We start from the raw sequence: 17,539 nt of genomic DNA, 5'->3' as shown, positions 1-17,539 counted from the left end.
CCAGCGTACAATACTTTAGGGTGTAAGGAGTCGGCAAGGTGGTCGTCTTCGCGGGTCAGGGCGACGCCCGGCGGTCCATGGAGCTGCTGTGGGGGCCGCGCGTGGTCGCGCCGCGCACCGGGCCAGGGCCGAAGCCCGGGCTGTCGGTGGAGGCGATCGTCGCGGCGGCGATCGACATCGCCGACGCCGAGGGCATGACGGCGCTGTCGATGCGCTCGGTGGGCGAGCGCCTCGGCCGGACGGCGATGGCGTTGTACACGTACGTGCCGGGCAAGACCGAGCTGGTCGACTTGATGTACGACCGGACGCTGGGGGAGCTGCCGTCGTCGTTTCCATCGTCTGACGGTTGGCGTGCGGCGGCTTTGGCTTTGGCCGACGCCCTGTGGGACCTGCACCTGCGGCACCCGTGGCTGCTGCAGGTCTCGCCGGCGCGGCCGGTGCTCGGGCCGGGGGAGTTCCACGTCCAGGAGACGCTGCTGTCCGTGTTGGCGGCCACGGGGTTGCCGCTGGCACGGGTGCGGTGGGTGGTGTCGGCGCTGTTCAACGTGGTCCGGGGGTCGGTCCAGGCGGCAGCGGAGTCCCGCCAGGCGGCGCGCGAGACGGGACTGTCCGAAGAGGACTGGTGGGGTGCGCGGTCGGCGTTGCTGGGTGAGCTGGTACCGGATTTGCCGGCGCGGTTCCCGACGGTGGCCCGGCTGGGACCATCGGTCGAGGTTTCCGACGAGCCCTATTTGGAGCGCGAGGCCAGGCTGTCGTTCGAGGCGGGGGTGGAGCTGTTGCTGGACGGCGTCGAAGCGGCGATCGTCAAGGCTTCCGGGCTTCGATGAGGAACCTCGTCGTGTGCGCGACGAACGGGCCGTCCCGCTCGATCTGCTCGTGCAACTCCCTCAACCGCGGCCGGTACTGCTCCACCGTGAACCCCGGGACCATCCAGATCACCTTGCGCAGGAAGTAGACCACCGCGCCGATGTCGAAGAACTCGGTGCGCAGGGACTCCGACCGCAGGTCCGTGGCCTCCAGTCCGGCGGCACCGGCGGCCGCCACGGCTCGGTCCGGGTGCCGGCTGTTGCGGACCTCGGGAGGCTGCGGCCCCAAGAAGAACTCGACCAGCTCGAACACGCTCGCCGGGCCGACCTGCTGGGAGAAGTACGAACCACCCCGGCGCAGGACGCGGGCGATCCCGGCCCAGTCGGTCGTCACGGGGTGGCGGCTGGAGACCAGGTCGAACACGTCGTCACCGAACGGGAGGCCGTCGGTGGCCACGACCACGACCCCGCGCGGACGCAAGCGAGCCGAAGCGCGAGCCACGTTCGGCGGCCACGACTCGGTCGCCGCCATCAAGGGCGGCAAGGAAGGACAGCCGTCGAGCACCTCGCCGCCGCCGGTCTCGATGTCCAGGGCCGCCTCGACCTGGGCGAGCCGTGCGCCCAGGAGGCGTTGGTAGCCCCAGGACGGGCGGGCTTCGGTGGCCCGGCCGTCGAGCCAGGAGAAGTCCCAGCCGTCCACCGACACCGCTTCGGCTTCGGCGACCAACGCGTCGAACCTCGACTGCCGGACCGGGGGCGGGGGCACCGGCTTGGCCAGCGTGACCGCGGCCAACTCGACCACCACCGGGCCGCGCCGGGTCTCCACCGTGCACGTCGTCGAGTCGCGCGCCACCAGGGTGCCGAGCGCGTCGGTGAACCCGCCTTCGATCCGGTACCGCACCACGACCCGCGTGCCCAACGGCAAGTCGCGCAACAGCTTCACAGCCGCGCGCTCAGCTCGTCGTCGGACGGCTCGACCAGGAAACTTCCGTCGTCCCACACGATCGTCGGGATCCGGCGCGCGCCGTCCTGCAGCTCGCGAACCCGGGCTTCGGCCGCCGCGTCCGCCTCGACGTCCACATAGGAATACACGACGCCCTCGCGGTCGAGCAGCGCGCGGCTGCGCTTCACGTCCGAGCACCAGGAAGCGCCGTACACCGTCAAACTCACGAAACAACCTCCGAAACAGCGTCGGGAACGGGCGACGGGTGACCCAGCTCGGTCAGCCACCCGCGGAACACCTGGTGCAGCGCCTCGGCGCCGACGACTTCACCCAGCGGCGCGAACTCGCGCGGGTGCACCACGAACCCCCGCTGCTGCGGCCCGCCGAGCCCGCCGTGCGACCCCACGTGCGTCTCGAACGGCGAGGCCTGGTCCGAGTCCGGGTCGTAGCGGCTGTTGATCATCACGTCCGCGCAGTGCGGGAACATGTCCACCCGCCGGATCAGGTCCGCCGCGTGCGGGCCGTACGGCAGCAGCGGGTCCTCGCCGATGACGACACCGGAAGCGAGCCGGTGGAGGCCGTCGCGGCCCAGCACCACCGGGCCGAACTCGCGGCTGCGGACCAGCAGGAACCCGACGCCCGGGTGGTCCACCAGCGACGGCAGCAGGTCCGGGAACTCGCGCTCGATCGTCTCCAGCTCGACGCGGCCCTCGTGCTCGGTGAACGACACCATCGCGACGTGCCCGGACACCACCGCCACCACGCCCGGCGCCACGCGGGTCACCGCGCCGGGGGAGCCGGACGTCGTGCGCGGCCGGTCGTCGGCGCACTCCGCGTCCTCCACCCGGGCGCGCAGCCGGCGCGCGATCAGGCCGCCGCCCTTCGTCGCCTCCGCCAGCGCCGCGTTGATCTGCCAGCTCTCGGCCTGGCGGCGGCGACCCGAATACGCCGTCGCGGACGGCGAACCGCCGCACAGCCGGCCGACGTACGCCTCGATCGTCTCGCCGAACCGCTCGGAGAACGCCTGGCCCTGCGTCTGGCCGTGGTCCGACAGCGCGACGACGTGGTAGCGGCGCGGGGCGAGCCGCGAAGCCCGGTGCAGCCGCGCGATCTGCTGGTCGATCGAGCGCAGCACCGACAGCGTGTCGAACCGCTCGACGCCGGAGTGGTGCGCGACCTCGTCGTAGCCGAGGAAGTCCGCGTACACCACCGCTCGCCCGGCCAGCATGTCGCCGAGGATGGCCGAGACGACGACGTCGCGCGCGATGACCGTCGTGCCCGGCCGGGCGAGCGGGTACCAGCCGCCGCGCGGGATCCGAGGCACGACGCCGGCCCGGCGCTGACGCACCGACGCGTTGATTTCGCGGAAGACGTCGACCAGTGCGACGACGAACGTCCGCAGCGCGTTGACGGGGTTCGCGAAGTACGCGTAGTAGCCCGCGCCGAGCCGGTCGCGACGGCGATGGCGCAGCTTCTTCGGCACCAGCACCGGGATCGAGCTCATGGTGAGGCTGACGTGGTCGGCGTCGCCGGAGAAGAGGTTGCCGCGGCTGGCGCCGTCGCCCGACAGCAGGCCGCGCCCGTCGGAGTGCCGGCGTTCGATCTCGGCCGCGTCGGCCGGGTGCGCGCACGCCATCACGTGGTCGCGATCCTTTTCGTACCAGCGGAAACCGAGGATGTCGTGGTTGGAGCCGTGCAGGATGCCGCACACGCTCGCCCCGGTCTGGGAGCTCCAGTCGGTGTGCCACGGCGTGAGCGTGTGGCTGCCTTCGGCGAGCCAGGCGGCGAACGTCGGCATGTCGCCGTCGCGGACCGCGCGGCGGACGGTGTCGTATCCGAGCCCGTCGATCTGCAGGAACACCACACCGGGTGGCTGGTCGGCGGCGCCGGGCGCGGGCGTGTGGCGACGGCGGCGCCGGGCGGCGCGGCGGAAGAAGATCTCGTCCTCGTCGACGGCGAGCGCCGTCGAGATGAGCGCGCCGACGCCGGCCATGGCGACGGTGACGATCACCGCCGTCCGGAAGCCGACCAGCTCGACACCGGGGATCGTCCGGAACACCGCCAGGGTGCCCGCGCCGAGCAGCAGGAACCCGAAGAGCCCGAACGTGAAGAACGCCAGCGGGTAGGCGATCCGCATGGCCAGCGGCCAGACGAACGCGACCAGCACGCCCAGCACCAGCGCGCACACCGTGGGCTGCCACCAGTGCGTCATCCGGAAGCCGGGCAGGAGGACGTCCAGCAGGCGCAGCGCCCCGGTCACCGCGGCCCACACCAGGAGGATGCGGGCGACGGCGCGGCCGCCCCGCAGCAGCCGGCCCTTCGGCGCGGTCGTCGTCACACTCGCTCCTTGGTTTTGCGCCGCCGACGGGAGATCAGGTTCAGCAGGACGGTGACCAGCAGGACCAGCACCGTCGCCAGCAGGGTCGCGATGAGCGGCGAGTCGAAGATGCCCCCGCTGAGGATGCCGAGCAAGCTGTACGCGGTCGCCCAGAGCACGCACGCGACGAGCGCGGCGGGCAGCAGGCGGCGCCACGGGTAGCTCAACGCGGCCGCCGCGAGCAGCACCGGGATCCGGCCGGCCGGGACGAGCCTGCCGATCACGACGAGCTGCCAGCCGCGGCGGGTGAACTGGTCACGGGCCTTCTCGAGCCGTTCGGCGGGCTGGCGGCGGCTGATCCAGCGGAAGGCGGCTTCGCTGCCCAGGCGCGGGATCCCGAACGTCACGACGTCGCCGACGTACGCGCCGAGCACGGCCAGCGCGATGACCAGCGGCAGGGACAGGTGGTCGGTGGTGGTGGCGACGGCGGCCGCGGCGCCGACGACCGCGCCGGTGGGCACGATCGGGATGATCGAGCCGAGCAGCACGCCGCCGAACACGGCCGGGTACCCGATGGCGGCCGGGTCGGTCCAGTTCACGCGCGGTCCGTCGGCGCGGGGAGCACGACCTCGGCGCCGGGCTCGGTGAACAGCACTTCGGTGGTGCCGCCGGCGGCTTTCACTTCGGCGGCGAACACGCGTGGCGGGTCGGCGAGCAGCCGGCGCATCCGGGCGGTCCGCGTCAGGCCGGGGACGGCGAGGGTGCCCCAGTGCACCGGCACGGCGGCGCGCGCTCGCGTGATTCCGGCGGCTCGCGCGGCTCGGGCCGGGTCCAAGTGGCCCGGCCCGAGGTTCGGCCCCCAGCCCCAGACGGGCAGCAGGGCGACGTCGACCGGGCCGTAGTCCGCCATCCCGGCGAAGAGGTCGGTGTCGCCGGCGTTGTAGACCTTCGCGCCTTCACCCTCGACGAGGTGCCCGATCGCGGGGCTCTGCGGGCCGTGGGTCAGCCGCGGCCCCCACCGGTGTCCGGAGTGGACGGCTTCGGTGGCGGTGACCGTCAGCGCGCCTTCGGTGAGGGTCTCGCCGGGCGCGATCTCCTCGACGTTCCGGAAGCCCTTCTTGGCGAGCCAGGCCCCGGCCCCGCGCGGGACGACGATCCGGGTGCCCGCGCCGAGCAGCTTCAGCGACGGCAGGTGCAGGTGGTCGCCGTGCAGGTGGGAGAGCAGGACGAGGTCGACGCCGGCGTAGGCGTCCGGCGGGGGCGGCGGCACGACCCGGACGAGCCCCCCGACGCGCGCGGTGAGCACGGGATCGGTCAGCACGGCCCGGCCGGCGAGTTCGAGCCGGACGGTCGAATGGCCGAGGAAACGCAGGTTGAAGCCGCTCACGCTGTCGAGTATCGCCCCCGGCCCCGGTGAATGCCCGGCGGAGTGGCGCGGACAACGCTGCCCGGTGACGCGGCCGGCATCGGACCTGCCGGTCGCTCGGCACCTCAGCGGCCGGCGGGCAGCAGCGACGAGATCCGCAGCGACGAAGTCCCGATCCCGGTCGGCCCGCTGAACCGCGGGTGGTGGCCCAGCTCGGTGCCGGTGTACCGGCCGGCGTGCTCGTGCCAGTGCGCCACGCCCGCCAGCCAGTCCTGCAGCGACGCGTCCGCCGCGTGGCGGAACTCCGCGAGCCGCGCGTCGGCCAGGTCGGCGACCACTTCGAAGGCGCGCTCCTCCGAGCAGCCGAGGAAGTTCCGCACGACCAGGACGCCGTTGTCGAGCTCGCCGTCGTGCCGGATCTCCTTGCGGTAGGAGTACAGGTCGTTGAGCAGGCCGCCGTAGTCGGCCGCGAGGTTCTTGAGAGCCGGCCGCGCGCCCGGTGCCGTCAACGTCATCGACAGCTCCGCGCCGAACGTCCGGCGCCGCATCTCGATGTGGTCGATGGGGTCGGGGATCCGGTTCTGCGCCAGGTTCGCCAGCCGCCACAGCCAGCTCCCGGTCATCGACTCGACGGCCCGCCGCACCGCGTCGCGGTCGTCCGTCCGCGGCCAGAGGTCGGCGAGCGCGGTTTCGAGGGGGTTCAGCGGCGAAAGCCTGTCTCCCATGAAGAGCTTCAGGCGCTCGTGCCACGCCTTCGCCGCGGCGAGGTCGCGCGTCGCGCCGAAGACCTCCTGGAACCAGTCGTCGGCGTAGGTGCTCCAGGTCAGCCAGTCGCTGGTGACGTCGAGCCGCTCGGCCGTCGCGTCCGGGTGGATGCCCGCCGCGCAGAGCGGCAGGTCGGCGGCGCGCAGCTTCCGCTCGTCCCACACGACACCGTCGAGGAGGCCCGTGGTGCGCGCCCAGTCGACATTGCGGCGGCGACATCCGTCCAGGTGCCGGTTCAGCCGCACCGGGAACGGCGGCTCGACGGCCGGCCGCGCCACCCGAACCTCGCTGAACGGCGGGTGGTTGTAGGCCCGCAGCCGCTGCGGCGCGGTGGCGAGCAGCGAGGAGAGGATCCGCACGGCCGGCGGCCGGTCGTCGAGGGCGCCTTCGTTCATGTACCGGCTGGACCGCAGGTGCCACTCGTGCCCGCCGGACTGCCAGTCCTGCAGGCCCTTGACGTAGGCGAACGTCGCCGCGCGCGCCGCCGGGTCGACGCCGTGCTCGTCGAAGAGCGCGGGGACCTCGGTGAGCGCCGTGTGCTCGAACTGGTGCAGCCGCGACGTGATGAGGTCGTTGACGGCCTCGACCGCCTCCTGCGTCGTGAGGCCGAGGAACTTCTCGAACACGAGCACGCCGTTGGACAGCTCGCCCTCGTCCTGCACCTCGCGCTGGTAGGAGAAGAGGTCGTTGCGCAGGTGGACGCTGTCGGCGAAGCAGTCGCGCAGGACCTCCAGGGGTCTCGTCGCGGCGATCGCGTCCGGGACTTCGGCGTGAACCGAGTGCTCGACGAGGTTCGCCGACCACGGCGCGCCGCCGACCTTCCGCCGCATCTCGACGTACTCGATGGGGTTGGCGAGCCGGCCTTCGTTGATGTTCGCCAGTTCCCACAGCGACTCTTCGAGCAGTGCTTTCGTGCTGTCGACGAACCGGCGCCGCCACGCGGCCGAGCGGTGCGGGACCGTCCGGTCCCACAGGTCGGCCAGGCCGCGCTCGACCGGGTTCTCCGGGGTCGCGGTGATCTTGCCTTCGGCAGGCATGAAGAGGTCGATCCGGTCGAGGTAGGCGCGCGCGCTTTCGATGTCGCCGGTGCGCTTGTAGAGCTCGAGGAAGTGGTCGTCGAAGTAGAAGACCCACACGTACCAGTCGGTGATGACGTCTAGCTCGGCCGCGCCGGCGTCCGGGTGGGTGTAGGCGCAGAGCAGGGCGTAGTCGTGGGAGTCGAGGTCGTGCTCGGTCCAGACGACCCTGCCGTGCTGCGGGACGTCGATCATGTCCATCCCGCGCGCCCACGCCTTGCTGTGCGCGCGGGCCCGGTCGAGGTGCGGGTTCAGCCGCGCGGGGTAGGGCATGTAGAACTCGGGGAGGGCGAACGGCTGCTCGGGCACCCCGTGAGGCAACCAAAGACGCGGGTGCCCGCCAAGAGGAGCAGCCGGGGTTGCACACGAACGGGTCGGGCACTTCCCCCGGCCGGCCCAGCGACGACAGGAGTGCCGATGACCGAGACCCGAGTGGCCGACAACCCCGACGAGAGCCGTTACGACCTGTGGGTCGACGAGAAGCTGGCCGGCTCGGCCTACTACGACGAGCGCGGCGAGCTGACGGTCTTCACCCACACCGAGATCGACGACGCGTTCTCGGGACAGGGCCTGGGGAAGGTGCTGGCGGCCGGCGCGCTCGACGACGTCGTCGCGAAGGGCCGGACGATTGTGCCGGTGTGCCCGTTCATCGCCGGATACCTGAAGAAGAACCCGGGGTACGAGGACCACATTCGCTGGCCGAAGGGCTGAGCCGGCGCTTAGACCGGAGCCAGATGACGTGAATGACTCATTCATGTCGTCAGGCGACATGAATGAGTCATTCACGTCGTTCGGTGGCCGAGAGGCTGCGCCGGTCGGTCCCCGCCGCGCGGCCGACCGGGGCTTTGTTACGCCGAACGCAGCAACGTCGCTGCCGCCGACCGGTCCAGAAGGCGAGGTATGTCCGGTTCTGCTGGTTATTAACCAACCTTCGTCGGTGTTGCGTTGGTTGCTCGGCAACGAAAGTGACCGGCGCAGGCTTCGAACCGGCAACCTGGAGGAAGTTGATGACTCCCCGGAAGACCGCCCTCAAGACCTTCGCCGTCTTGTCGGCCGCCGCGCTGACGGCGGGCGTTTGCTCGTCGGCGGCCACCGCGTCCCCGCTGGCCTTCGCGCAGCTGCAGGCCCAGGCCATCACCAGCGCCACCCAGGTGGCGAACGCGCTCGGCGCCGCTTCCGGCGGTGTCTACCTCGAGAACGGCAAAGCCGTCGTCAACGTCGTCGACGACGCCGCCGTGCAGCAGGTGCAGGCCGCCGGCCTCACCGCGAAGAAGGTCAAGCACACCTTCGCCGCGCTCACCGGCGTCAAGAACCAGCTCGACGCGGTGAAGAACGTCCCGCAGACCGCGTGGGGCATCGACACCAAGACCAACCAGGTCGTCGTGAAGGTCTACGACGCCGCCAGCAAGGAGACCGCCGACAAGGTCAGCGCCGCCGCCGCGAAGTACGGCGACAGCGTCCGCGTCGAGCACCGCACCGGCAAGCTCGAGCTGCACATCCAGGACGGCGACGCCATCCAGAACAGCCAGGGCCGCTGCTCGCTCGGCTTCAACGTGACCCGCGGCGGCGAGCCGTTCCTGCTCACCGCGGGCCACTGCACCAACCTCGGCGGCACCTGGTCCGGCGGAGACGTCTCCGGGGCCGAGGTCGTCGAGAGCGACTGCCCCGGCGCCGACTCCGGCCTGCTGACCCGCCCGAACGGCACCGGCCCCGGCGAGATCAACACCGGTCAGAAGATCACCTCGGCGGCCGAGCCGACCGTCGGCGAGCAGATCCAGAAGCAGGGCTCGACCACCGGTGGCGGCAGCGGCGAGGTCACCTCGGTCGACGAGTCGGTCAACTTCGACGTCGGCGTGCTCAACCACGAGTTCGGCACCACCGCGCACACCGACCACGGTGACTCCGGCGGCCCGGCCTACGACGGCGAGAAGGGCCTCGGCACGCTGTCCGGCGGCGACACCGTGACCAGCTACTTCTACCCGCTCACCCTGGAGCTGCAGGCTTACGGCCTCGAGCTCGCCTGATCCACTTCACCGAGCGAGGGCCCTGTCACACGCGTCGAGGGCGCGTGACAGGGCCCTCGTGCCTTTTCAGAGCCGCTTCGCCCGGTAGACGGCGTCGGTGTGGTGGCCCTCGCCGCGCGTCTCGCACGTCTCGACGAGCCACTCCCAGGCGTCGCCCAGGTAGTTCGTGATCTCCTCCGGCTCGAAGTACAGCTCCTCCGGCGGCTTCTGGCCGTCGAACTCGCGCATGGCCTTCGGCGAGTGCCCGACGACCAGCAGCGACCCGCCCGGCCGGATCGCCGCGGCCGCCGCCGTGAAGACGTCCCGGCGCAGGTCCGGCGGCAGGTGCATGTACTGCGCGGAGATCAGGTCGTACTGCTCTTCCGGCTGCCACTTCAGGATGTCGCGGTGCAGCCAGCGGACGTCGACACCGGCCTCCTTGCCCGCTTCTTCCGCGCGGGCGAGCGCGACGGTCGAGATGTCCGCGCCGTCGACCGTCCAGCCCCGCTTCGCGAGCCAGATCGCGTCGCCGCCTTCGCCGCAGCCGAGGTCGAGCGCGCGCCCGGGCGTCAGCCCTTCGACCTCGGAGCTGAGGTTGACGTTGACGTTCCCGCTCCAGATCCGGTGCTCGTCGCGCTGGTACATCGCCTCCCAGAACTCCTGCTTGAGCATGTCTTCGACGATCATGGGCCCCTCGTGCGGCATGGTTCCTCCTCGGTGACGTCCCCAGCATGCGGAGGACGTCACCGAGGAGGCAAATCGCGTTGCCGGATTGGCAACTCAGGCCGTTCCGTACACCTGCATCTCGTACAGCGAGTAGCCGTACGACGTGCCGCGCGTGACGCCGTTCATCCGCACGTAGCGGCCGCTGCCGGCCAGGCCGGTGAGGTCGTCGGTGGCGCCGTTGCCGGTCGTGGTGCGGTAGATCGTCGTCCAGTTCGCGCCGTCGGCCGACGTCTGGATGTCGTAGGCCTTGCCGTACGCGGCTTCCCAGGTCAGCTTGACGTGCGAGACCTGCTTGGTGGCGCCGAGGTCGACGCGCAGCCATTCGCTCGGCGAGCCTTCCTTGGACGCCCAGCGCGTGCTCGTCAGGTTGCCGTCGAAGGCCGCGCCCGCCGGGTAGGACGACGACTCCGTCGACGACGCCGTCGCCGGCTTGCCTTGGGAGAGCAGGGTTTCGGCGCCTCCGGTGATCGTGATGCCCAGTGACGCGGTTTTCGTGCCGCCGGTGATGGTGACCGTCGCCGAACCCGGGTTCGCGGTCGCGGCGGCGGCGACCGTGACGGTCGAGGTGCCGCCGGCCGGCACCGACGCCGGCGCGAAGGACACGGTCACGCCCGCGGGCACGCCGCTCGCGGACAGCGTGACGGCGTCCGTTGCGCTGACGGTGGCCGTCGCCGAAGCGCCCGGCGCGACCGAGACCGACGACGGCGTCACGCTCAGGCCGCTCGGGGCGCCGGCCGCGGTGAACGTCCAGCGAGCCTGGGTGCCGGAGCAACTGCCGGCGGTGAGCGTCGAGCCCGAGGCGCGGAAGCACTTCGTGCTCGTCTGGATGTCGGAGATGGTGCCGTCGGGGTTGATCGACCACTGCTGGGCCGGGCCGCCGGTGCAGGTCTGCAGCACGATCGAACTGCCCGAGATGCCCGCGCACTTGTCGTTGATGACGAGGAAAGCGCCGTGGAAGGTGAAGCGTTGCGCGTCGCTGCCGGTGCAGGCGGCCACTTTCAGCGTGGTGCCGCTGCTCGGGGCTTCCAGGCACGTGCCGGTGGAGTTGTTGCGGTACTGGCCGACCGTCGTGTTCGGCTGGGCGCCGCCCCAGCACTCACCCGTGCTGGTGTTGAAGATCGGCGTCGCGTCGTAGGGCTCGTCCGAGGGCGGGTCGACGACGACCGGCTCCATGACCGGTGTGTTATCGGGGTTGTAGTGCGTGAGCGCGTCTTCGCAGTCGATCGCGTCGAAGGCGCTGCCGCCCTTGCCGCCGAGCCAGAGGTCGATGTGGCGCAGGCCGGGTCCGCCGTTCGGGCCCTGGCTGTTCCAGTCGTCGGAACACTCGTCGCAGCCGTCCTCCATGATGAAGTACTTCTTCACCCGCGGCACCCAGACCTTGGTGCCCGGCTTGAGCTCGTCGCTGCTGGTGGCGAAGGTGATCGGGTCGGCGTAGGTGCCCTTGCCGCCCGCGGTGTCGTGGATCCGCGGGTAGGAGATGTCGCCGCCGGGTGGGGTGTTGTCCCACCAGCCGTAGAAGGTGAGGAACGTGGGCTGCGTGGTGGCCGCGTTCGCCGCGGGGGTGCCGGCGGTGGCCAACGCGAGGACCAGGGTCACGACGAGCACGAGCGCGCGCCGGGTCATGCTGCCTCCGGAGGGGGGTGGGCGGACGATGACTGCGGCGTGCGTCCAGGTTCGCCGGGTGGGCGCGCGGCGTCAAGACCTGTTCGTAAAGTGTCCTAACGAATCCGGTTTCGTGTCCCGGTCGCCGGGAAAACCGCTCGCGCCGGTGGTCCGCTCGGCGAAGATGGCGCCATGAGCGAACAACGGGAAGTCGTGGTCACCGGGGGCGGCACGGGCATCGGGCTGGCGATCGCCGCGCGCTTCGCGGCGGCGGGTGAGCGCGTCACCATCACGGGCCGGCGCAAGGACGTCCTCGAAGCGGCGGCGGAGAAGCTGGGCGCGCGGGCGGTGGCGTTCGACGCGAGTGACCCCGAGGCGGTGCAGGCCGCGCTGGCGGAGCTGCCTTCGCGGGTGGACGTCCTGGTCAACAACGCGGGCGGCAACACCGACCGCGTCCGGGAGGCCCCGGCTCCCGGGGATCTCGCGGGTCTGGCGGACGCGTGGCGCGCGAACTTCGAGGCGAACGTCGTTTCCGCGGTACTGGTCACCACGGCGCTGAAGCCGCGCTTCGCGGACAACGTGCGGGTTGTGACGCTCGGGTCTGTCGCGGCGAAGCAGGGCTCGGGCTCGTACGGCGCGGCGAAGGCGGCGATCGAGGCGTGGAACACCGACCTGGCGCGGCAGCTGGGCGCGGCGGGTTCGGCCAACGTGGTGGCGCCGGGCGTCACGCTCGACACGGAGTTCTTCCACGGCACGGTTTCCGACGAATGGGTGGCGGCGCGGGTGTCGGTCGCGTTCGACAAGCGGGCGGGCACGCCGGACGAAGTCGCGGCTACCGTGGGGTTCCTGGCGTCCCCGGAGGCGGGGCACATCACCGGGCAGGTGGTGCACGTGAACGGTGGGGCGTACGGGGGTCGCTAGGCCATCCGGGTCGGAAGTGGGTCGAACGTCCCACGACGGCGCTCGTTCTCTCCATGGTGGAAGTGTCCAGACCACCGGATGAGAGGTGTGATCCGCCGTGACGGCAGCATCCGCAACCCCGGCCCTCCCGACGGCACGACCGGCCGGATGCCCGTTCGACCCGCCCGAAACCTACGCCACGCTGCGGGAAACCGCGCCGACGTCGCAGGTGCGCTGCCCGGCCGGCATGGATGCCTGGCTGGTGACGCGGTACAGCGACGTCCGCGCGGTGCTCGCCGACCGCACCATGAGCTCGCGCGGCGCGTCCTCCGTGCACGTCAGCCCGAACGCCGACCTCGACGAGGAAGTCAGCCCCGGCTCCATCATCCAGCTGGACGGCGCCGAGCACTCCCGCATCCGGAAGATGGTGATCGCGGAGTTCACCGTGCGGCGCGTGGAGGCGATGCGCGGCTACGTCCAGGAGCTCGTCGAAGGCCACCTCGACGCGATGCTCGCCCGGCCCGGGGAAGCCGATCTGGTGCGGGACTTCGCGTTGCCGATCCCGTCGCTGGTGATCTGCGAGCTGCTCGGCGTCCCGTACGCCGACCGCGCGCGGTTCCAGCGGCAGAGCGGGCTGCTCGTCAGCACCGACACCACGCGCGAAGAGGGACAGCAGGCCTACGACGAGCTTTCCGGGTTCCTCGCGGAGTTGTTCACCGACAAACAGCGGAATCCGCAGGACGATCTGTTCAGCAGGCTGATTTCCCGCGGCGAGACCACCGGCGACCCGCTCACCATGGAGGAGCTCGTGGTGCTGGGCCTCAGCCTCCTGGTGGCCGGCCACGAGACGACGGCCAACATGATCGCGCTCAGCACGCTCGTGCTGCTGGAACACCCGGCCCAGCGCGACGTCGTGCTGTCGGCGCCGGAGCGCGCCGTCGAGGAGCTGCTGCGGTACCTGTCGGTCGTGCAGTTCGGCGTGCTGCGGTACGCGACCGCCGACGTCCAGGTCGGTGACCGCGCGGTCAAGGCGGGGGAGTGGCTCGTCGCCGCGCTGAACTCGGCGAACCGCGACGAAGAGCTGTTCTCCGGCGCGGACAAGCTCGACTTCCACCGCGACTCGCCGCGCACGCACGTCGCGTTCGGCTTCGGGGCCCACCAGTGCATCGGCCAGCAGCTCGCGCGCGTCGAACTTCAAGAGGCGTTGACGCGGTTGTTCCGCCGGGTGCCGGACCTGCGGCTCGCGGTGCCGCGCGAATCCCTGGACTTCAAGCACAACACGCTGGTGTACGGGGTGCGGGAGCTGCCGGTCGCCTGGGGCTGAGAATGACGGCATGACACCTTCACCGGCGCGGCGGCTCTGGGCGGCCGTCGAACCCCTGCACGCCGTTGTGTACTTCGCGCCGGAGACGGCGGCCGCGGCGAAGGAGGCCGGCCTGCGGGGGTACTGGATGGGGTACTTCGCGGGCCGCCTCGCCCCGCTGGGCCCGATCGGCCCGGTGCCGGCGACGTCCGTGCTGTTCGGCTTCGCCCCCGCGATGGTGACGCGGGCGCTGCCGGACGCGTGGTCGTTCGCCTCGCCGGACGACGTGCTCAGCTCGCGCCTGGCCGCTGTCGAAGCCGCGCTGGACCGGGTCGTGGGCTCCGGGCACGACGAACTGACGGAGCTGCTGGAGCGGGCCGCCGCCGCGTGCCGGTTCGACGGGCGGCCCCTGGCGGCGGCGTGGTCCGCGGTGCCCCGGCCGGCCGGGGTGCTGGGCCGGCTCTGGCTGGCGGCGACGGTGCTGCGCGAGCACCGCGGCGACGGCCACGTCCTGGCCGCGGTCCACGCCGCGCTGACCGGCCTGGAGACCACGCTGACCCACATCGGCGACGGAGTGATCGGCCGCGGCGACGTCCAACCGCACCGAGGCTGGGCCGAGGACGACTGGACTGCGGCCGCCGAGCGCCTGCGGGGCCGCGGCCTGCTGGATTCGAACGGCAGGCTGACGGACGCGGGAACGGCGGTGCGCACCCGGCTGGAAGAGGACACGGACCGCCTCGCGTCGGCGCCGGTGGACGCGCTGGGCGAGGACCTGGACCGGCTCCTCGAGCTGGCGGTCCCGCTCAGCCGCGCGGTCGTCGACGCGGGCGTCGTCCCGGTGCCGAACCCGATGGGCGTCCCGCGTCCCTGACGTGTCGATTCCGGCGGGTCCCGTTCGACGCACCGGTGAACCCGGACATCGGAGGGACTCATGACGCTGCTCAACGGCAAGAACGCGATCGTCTACGGCGGAGGCGGCCGGATCGGCTCGGCGGTGGCCGCCGCCTTCGCGGAGGAAGGCGCGCGGGTGTTCCTCGCGGGCCGCACGCGCGCGCGGCTCGACGAGGTCGCCGAGCGGATCCGCGCCGCCGGTGGCGCGGCCGAGGTAGCGGAGGTGGACGCCCTCGACGAGCGGGCGGTCGACGAGCACGCCGACGCGGTGGCCGCCGAGGGCGGCCTGGACATCTCGTTCAACCTCATCACCCACGGCGACGTCCAGGGCACGCCGCTGATCGACATGGCCCTCGCCGACTACGAGCGCCCGGTGCGGACGGCGGTCCGGACGCAGTTCCTGACGGCCCGCGCGGCGGCCCGGCACATGGTCAAGCAGCGGTCGGGCGTGCTCCTGTTCTTCGGCGGCGCGGGCGAGCCGGTGCGCGAGTTCTCGGTGGGCGGGCTGCAGATCGCGTTCCACGCGCTCGAGGCGATGCGCCGGCAGCTGGCCGCCGAGCTGGGTCCGCACGGCGTGCGCGCGGTGACGCTCCGGACGGGCGGCATCCCGGAGACGCTCCCGGCGGACTTCGCGGGCCGCGAGGCGATCGAGGCGAGCATCGCGGGCAAGACGATGCTGGGCCGCACGGCGACGCTGGCGGACGTGGGCGCGGTGGCGGCGTTCGTGGCCTCGGACCGGGCGAGGACGATGACGGCCTCGACGGTCAACGTCAGCTGCGGCGCCCTGGTGGACTGACCCAAGCGCCCCAATGTGGCCTTGGTTGCGTCCGACGCACCGAAGGCCGCCTTGGTTGCGTCTCACGCACCGAAGGCCGCCTTGGGGCGCGGGTTACCGGCGGGACGAGATCTGCTGGATCGTCCAGGCGTTGCCGTCCGGGTCGGCGAAGTGGACGAAGCCGACGTTGTCCAGGTCGGCCTTCCCGTCCCACTCGCCCATGCCGTAGACCTCGATGCCGCTCACCTCGACGCCGCGCTCCACCAGCGTCGCGTGCGCCTTCGGGAGGTCCTTGACCACGAGCTGCAGCCCCTTGAGCGAGCCCGGCGGCATCTCCGGCACAGCACCCCGGCCGAACACGATCGAGCAGCCCGAGCCCGGCGGGGTCAGCTGGACGATGCGGACGCCTTCGCCGAACGTCCGGTCGTGGTCGAGCGTGAACCCGAGCCCGTCGGCGTAGAAGGCCTTCGCGCGGTCCACATCGGACACCGGCACCACGACCACTTCGAGCGTCCATTCCATGTGCGCCACGTTACCCGCGCCGCTCGACCACCAGCCGCTGGTGCCGGGCGGCGCGGACGCGGTCGCCGCACGTCGTCGAGCACCAGCGGCGGCGGGCGTGCTCGCGGAGGAAGAACCGCACGCACCCGTGGGCCTCGCACGGGCGCACCAGCGGGGCGAGGTCGCCGGTGACGACGTCGATCGCGTCGCGGGCCAGCGTCGCCAGGGCCTCCTCCAGGCTGCCCGGCCGGGTGCTGCGCCACTCGCGGCGGGGCCAGGCGAGCTGCGGCGCGGCGGCGTCGGCGCGGGCGGCCGCGTTCACCGTCTCGACGGCGTCGGCGGACGGCGCGCGGTCCTCCGTCAACGCCGCCAGCAGCTCGCGAACAGCCGCGCGGAGCTCCGTGACGCGGCGAAGCTCGTCCGCGCCGAGTGTGGCGGGCAGGCCGAGCCGTCCGGTGGCGTCGGCCAGGTCGTCGACCTCGCCACCCGCGCTCAGCCGGCGCGTGTTGACCAGCGCCAGCGCGGGCGAGCGCTCCTCGCCGGGTGCCGCAGTGACCACGTTCGCCTCCCGAAGTCCGGTCCCCATGTTGACAGTCTAGAACGTCTCATGGATAAATGAGTCAATAAACATGAGACGTGAGGAGTGACCCATGGTCGCCGTGCATCACCGCTTCGCCACCGTCGCCGGGCACCGGCTCTTCTACCGGGAAGCCGGGCCCGCCGGCGCGCCCACGATCGTGCTGCTCCACGGATTCCCGACGAGCTCGCACATGTACCGGCACCTCATCCCGGCGCTGGCCGACCGCTACCACGTCGTCGCGCCCGACTACCTCGGCGCGGGCGCGTCGGACGCGCCGCCGGTGGCCGAGTTCACCTACACCTTCGACGCCCTCGCCGAACTCACGCTCGGCCTGCTCGACGAGATCGGCCTGGACCGCTTCGCGCTCTACATCCAGGACTTCGGCGCCCCGGTCGGCCTGCGTATCGCGGCCGGGAACCCGGACCGGGTGACCGCGATCGTCACGCAGAACGGCAACGCCTACGTCGACGGCCTCGGCCCGGGGCTGCCGCAGAAGCTGGCCGCCGGCACGCTGACCGAAGCCGACCTGCTCGCCATGGTGACTCTCGAGGCCACGAAGGCGCAGTACCTCGACGGCGTCCCCGACCCGGCGCTGGTCAGCCCGGACGTCTGGGTGCACGACCAGGCCCTGCTCGACCGGCCCGGCGGCGCCGAGATCCAGCTGGCGCTGCTCGCCGACTACCACCACAACATCGGCCTGTACCCGAAGTTCCACGAGTACTTCCGGACCAGCGGGGTGCCGCTGCTGGCCGTCTGGGGCGGCAACGACGAGATCTTCGTCGCCGACGGCGCCCGCGCCTACGCCCGCGACCTGCCCGACGCCGAGATCCACCTGCTCGATTCGGGCCACTTCGCGTTGGAAACCCACCTGGACGCGATCGCCGGGTACATCCGCGGTTTCCTCGGCCGGGTGCTGCCCGTTGAGCGGGATGCCGGTTGACCACGCAGTCCGCTCGCTCGTAAGGTTTTTTCCGACCTCCGCCGT

18 protein-coding genes and 1 pseudogene are annotated in these 17,539 nt (G+C 71.8%); 8 read left to right on the top strand and 11 right to left on the bottom strand.

What is annotated here, in order from left to right; genetic code table 11:
• The first annotated feature begins 38 nt into the window (after positions 1 to 38).
• Entirely contained in the window at positions 39 to 827 is a 789-nt protein-coding gene (locus ABFJ78_RS32565) for a TetR/AcrR family transcriptional regulator C-terminal domain-containing protein (RefSeq protein WP_436390526.1), read from the top strand.
• Here ABFJ78_RS32565 and ABFJ78_RS32560 read toward each other — a convergent pair.
• From ABFJ78_RS32560 to ABFJ78_RS32530, 7 genes and pseudogenes are all read right to left on the bottom strand, one after another.
• Entirely contained in the window at positions 805 to 1,572 is a 768-nt protein-coding gene (locus tag ABFJ78_RS32560; RefSeq protein WP_436390733.1) for an SAM-dependent methyltransferase, read from the bottom strand. The genes ABFJ78_RS32565 and ABFJ78_RS32560 overlap by 23 nt on opposite strands.
• A pseudogene (locus ABFJ78_RS32555) lies at positions 1,546 to 1,749 on the bottom strand (putative acetyltransferase); the annotation flags it as partial. The gene ABFJ78_RS32560 and the pseudogene ABFJ78_RS32555, both read right to left, overlap by 27 nt.
• Positions 1,746 to 1,976, bottom strand: coding sequence for a glutaredoxin domain-containing protein (locus ABFJ78_RS32550; protein WP_436390525.1), 231 nt, complete (start codon positions 1,974 to 1,976; stop codon positions 1,746 to 1,748). The pseudogene ABFJ78_RS32555 and the gene ABFJ78_RS32550, both read right to left, overlap by 4 nt.
• The gene (locus ABFJ78_RS32545; protein ID WP_436390523.1) at positions 1,973 to 4,087 is read right to left on the bottom strand and encodes a phage holin family protein; all 2,115 of its coding nucleotides are present in this window, start codon (positions 4,085 to 4,087) and stop codon (positions 1,973 to 1,975) included. Before ABFJ78_RS32545 ends, ABFJ78_RS32550 begins: the two co-directional genes overlap by 4 nt.
• Positions 4,084 to 4,665, bottom strand: a complete 582-nt coding sequence (locus ABFJ78_RS32540) for a DedA family protein (RefSeq protein ID WP_436390521.1) — start codon at positions 4,663 to 4,665, stop codon at positions 4,084 to 4,086. The genes ABFJ78_RS32545 and ABFJ78_RS32540 overlap by 4 nt, the downstream gene beginning before the upstream one ends.
• Positions 4,662 to 5,453 (bottom strand): MBL fold metallo-hydrolase, encoded by a 792-nt coding sequence (locus tag ABFJ78_RS32535; RefSeq protein WP_436390519.1) that lies wholly within the window; start codon positions 5,451 to 5,453, stop codon positions 4,662 to 4,664. Before ABFJ78_RS32535 ends, ABFJ78_RS32540 begins: the two co-directional genes overlap by 4 nt.
• A 104-nt stretch (positions 5,454 to 5,557) precedes the next feature.
• Positions 5,558 to 7,546, bottom strand: a complete 1,989-nt coding sequence (locus tag ABFJ78_RS32530) for a terpene synthase family protein (RefSeq protein ID WP_436390731.1) — start codon at positions 7,544 to 7,546, stop codon at positions 5,558 to 5,560.
• A 144-nt stretch (positions 7,547 to 7,690) separates the two neighbouring features.
• Here ABFJ78_RS32530 and ABFJ78_RS32525 point away from each other — a divergent pair, with 144 nt between their 5' ends.
• The gene (locus ABFJ78_RS32525) at positions 7,691 to 7,984 is read left to right on the top strand and encodes a GNAT family N-acetyltransferase (protein ID WP_436390517.1); all 294 of its coding nucleotides are present in this window, start codon (positions 7,691 to 7,693) and stop codon (positions 7,982 to 7,984) included.
• A 296-nt stretch (positions 7,985 to 8,280) separates the two neighbouring features.
• On the top strand, positions 8,281 to 9,297 hold the full coding sequence (locus tag ABFJ78_RS32520; RefSeq protein WP_436390515.1) for a S1 family peptidase: 1,017 nt from the start codon (positions 8,281 to 8,283) through the stop codon (positions 9,295 to 9,297).
• A gap of 66 nt (positions 9,298 to 9,363) precedes the next feature.
• On the opposite strand, the gene ABFJ78_RS32515 is transcribed toward ABFJ78_RS32520, so the two are convergent.
• Entirely contained in the window at positions 9,364 to 9,981 is a 618-nt protein-coding gene (locus tag ABFJ78_RS32515) for an SAM-dependent methyltransferase (RefSeq protein WP_436390513.1), read from the bottom strand.
• A 75-nt stretch (positions 9,982 to 10,056) separates the two neighbouring features.
• Positions 10,057 to 11,625, bottom strand: coding sequence for a discoidin domain-containing protein (locus tag ABFJ78_RS32510; protein WP_436390511.1), 1,569 nt, complete (start codon positions 11,623 to 11,625; stop codon positions 10,057 to 10,059).
• A gap of 171 nt (positions 11,626 to 11,796) precedes the next feature.
• On the opposite strand from ABFJ78_RS32510, the gene ABFJ78_RS32505 reads away from it, so the two are divergent.
• The 4 genes from ABFJ78_RS32505 to ABFJ78_RS32490 all read left to right on the top strand — a co-directional run bounded on the left by ABFJ78_RS32505 (position 11,797) and on the right by ABFJ78_RS32490 (position 15,494).
• The gene (locus tag ABFJ78_RS32505; RefSeq protein ID WP_436390510.1) at positions 11,797 to 12,525 is read left to right on the top strand and encodes an SDR family oxidoreductase; all 729 of its coding nucleotides are present in this window, start codon (positions 11,797 to 11,799) and stop codon (positions 12,523 to 12,525) included.
• 97 nt (positions 12,526 to 12,622) lie between these two features.
• A complete protein-coding gene (locus tag ABFJ78_RS32500; RefSeq protein WP_436390508.1) occupies positions 12,623 to 13,828 on the top strand; it encodes a cytochrome P450 in 1,206 nt (401 codons plus the stop codon).
• Positions 13,829 to 13,838: 10 nt separating this feature from the next.
• Complete coding sequence (locus ABFJ78_RS32495) at positions 13,839 to 14,678, top strand: SCO6745 family protein (protein ID WP_436390506.1); 840 nt, start codon at positions 13,839 to 13,841, stop codon at positions 14,676 to 14,678.
• Positions 14,679 to 14,738: 60 nt separating this feature from the next.
• A complete protein-coding gene (locus tag ABFJ78_RS32490; RefSeq protein ID WP_436390504.1) occupies positions 14,739 to 15,494 on the top strand; it encodes an SDR family NAD(P)-dependent oxidoreductase in 756 nt (251 codons plus the stop codon).
• Between the two features lie 93 nt (positions 15,495 to 15,587).
• Here ABFJ78_RS32490 and ABFJ78_RS32485 read toward each other — a convergent pair whose 3' ends face one another.
• Positions 15,588 to 15,995 (bottom strand): VOC family protein, encoded by a 408-nt coding sequence (locus ABFJ78_RS32485; RefSeq protein ID WP_436390503.1) that lies wholly within the window; start codon positions 15,993 to 15,995, stop codon positions 15,588 to 15,590.
• 10 nt (positions 15,996 to 16,005) lie between these two features.
• On the bottom strand, positions 16,006 to 16,560 hold the full coding sequence (locus tag ABFJ78_RS32480; protein ID WP_436390501.1) for a CGNR zinc finger domain-containing protein: 555 nt from the start codon (positions 16,558 to 16,560) through the stop codon (positions 16,006 to 16,008).
• Positions 16,561 to 16,624: 64 nt separating this feature from the next.
• Here ABFJ78_RS32480 and ABFJ78_RS32475 point away from each other — a divergent pair, with 64 nt between their 5' ends.
• Entirely contained in the window at positions 16,625 to 17,494 is an 870-nt protein-coding gene (locus ABFJ78_RS32475) for an alpha/beta fold hydrolase (protein ID WP_436390499.1), read from the top strand.
• Positions 17,495 to 17,539 lie beyond the last annotated feature (45 nt).

Source organism: Amycolatopsis sp. MEPSY49, from assembly GCF_051337345.1.
Classification (GTDB): domain Bacteria; phylum Actinomycetota; class Actinomycetes; order Mycobacteriales; family Pseudonocardiaceae; genus Amycolatopsis.
Note: the sequence above shows the minus strand (reverse complement) of the source record. Positions and strands in the feature narration are given on the sequence as shown.

What these genes read in the sequence shown, in the direction of transcription:
- ABFJ78_RS32530 (WP_436390731.1), bottom strand. Translation starts at nt 7,546, where the DNA reads ATGCCCTACCCCGCGCGGCTGAACCCGCACCTCGACCGGGCCCGCGCG.
- ABFJ78_RS32525 (WP_436390517.1), top strand. Translation starts at nt 7,691, where the DNA reads ATGACCGAGACCCGAGTGGCCGACAACCCCGACGAGAGCCGTTACGAC.
- ABFJ78_RS32520 (WP_436390515.1), top strand. Translation starts at nt 8,281, where the DNA reads ATGACTCCCCGGAAGACCGCCCTCAAGACCTTCGCCGTCTTGTCGGCC.
- ABFJ78_RS32515 (WP_436390513.1), bottom strand. Translation starts at nt 9,981, where the DNA reads ATGCCGCACGAGGGGCCCATGATCGTCGAAGACATGCTCAAGCAGGAG.
- ABFJ78_RS32510 (WP_436390511.1), bottom strand. Translation starts at nt 11,625, where the DNA reads ATGACCCGGCGCGCGCTCGTGCTCGTCGTGACCCTGGTCCTCGCGTTG.
- ABFJ78_RS32505 (WP_436390510.1), top strand. Translation starts at nt 11,797, where the DNA reads ATGAGCGAACAACGGGAAGTCGTGGTCACCGGGGGCGGCACGGGCATC.
- ABFJ78_RS32495 (WP_436390506.1), top strand. Translation starts at nt 13,839, where the DNA reads ATGACACCTTCACCGGCGCGGCGGCTCTGGGCGGCCGTCGAACCCCTG.
- ABFJ78_RS32490 (WP_436390504.1), top strand. Translation starts at nt 14,739, where the DNA reads ATGACGCTGCTCAACGGCAAGAACGCGATCGTCTACGGCGGAGGCGGC.
- ABFJ78_RS32485 (WP_436390503.1), bottom strand. Translation starts at nt 15,995, where the DNA reads ATGGAATGGACGCTCGAAGTGGTCGTGGTGCCGGTGTCCGATGTGGAC.
- ABFJ78_RS32480 (WP_436390501.1), bottom strand. Translation starts at nt 16,560, where the DNA reads ATGGGGACCGGACTTCGGGAGGCGAACGTGGTCACTGCGGCACCCGGC.
- ABFJ78_RS32475 (WP_436390499.1), top strand. Translation starts at nt 16,625, where the DNA reads ATGGTCGCCGTGCATCACCGCTTCGCCACCGTCGCCGGGCACCGGCTC.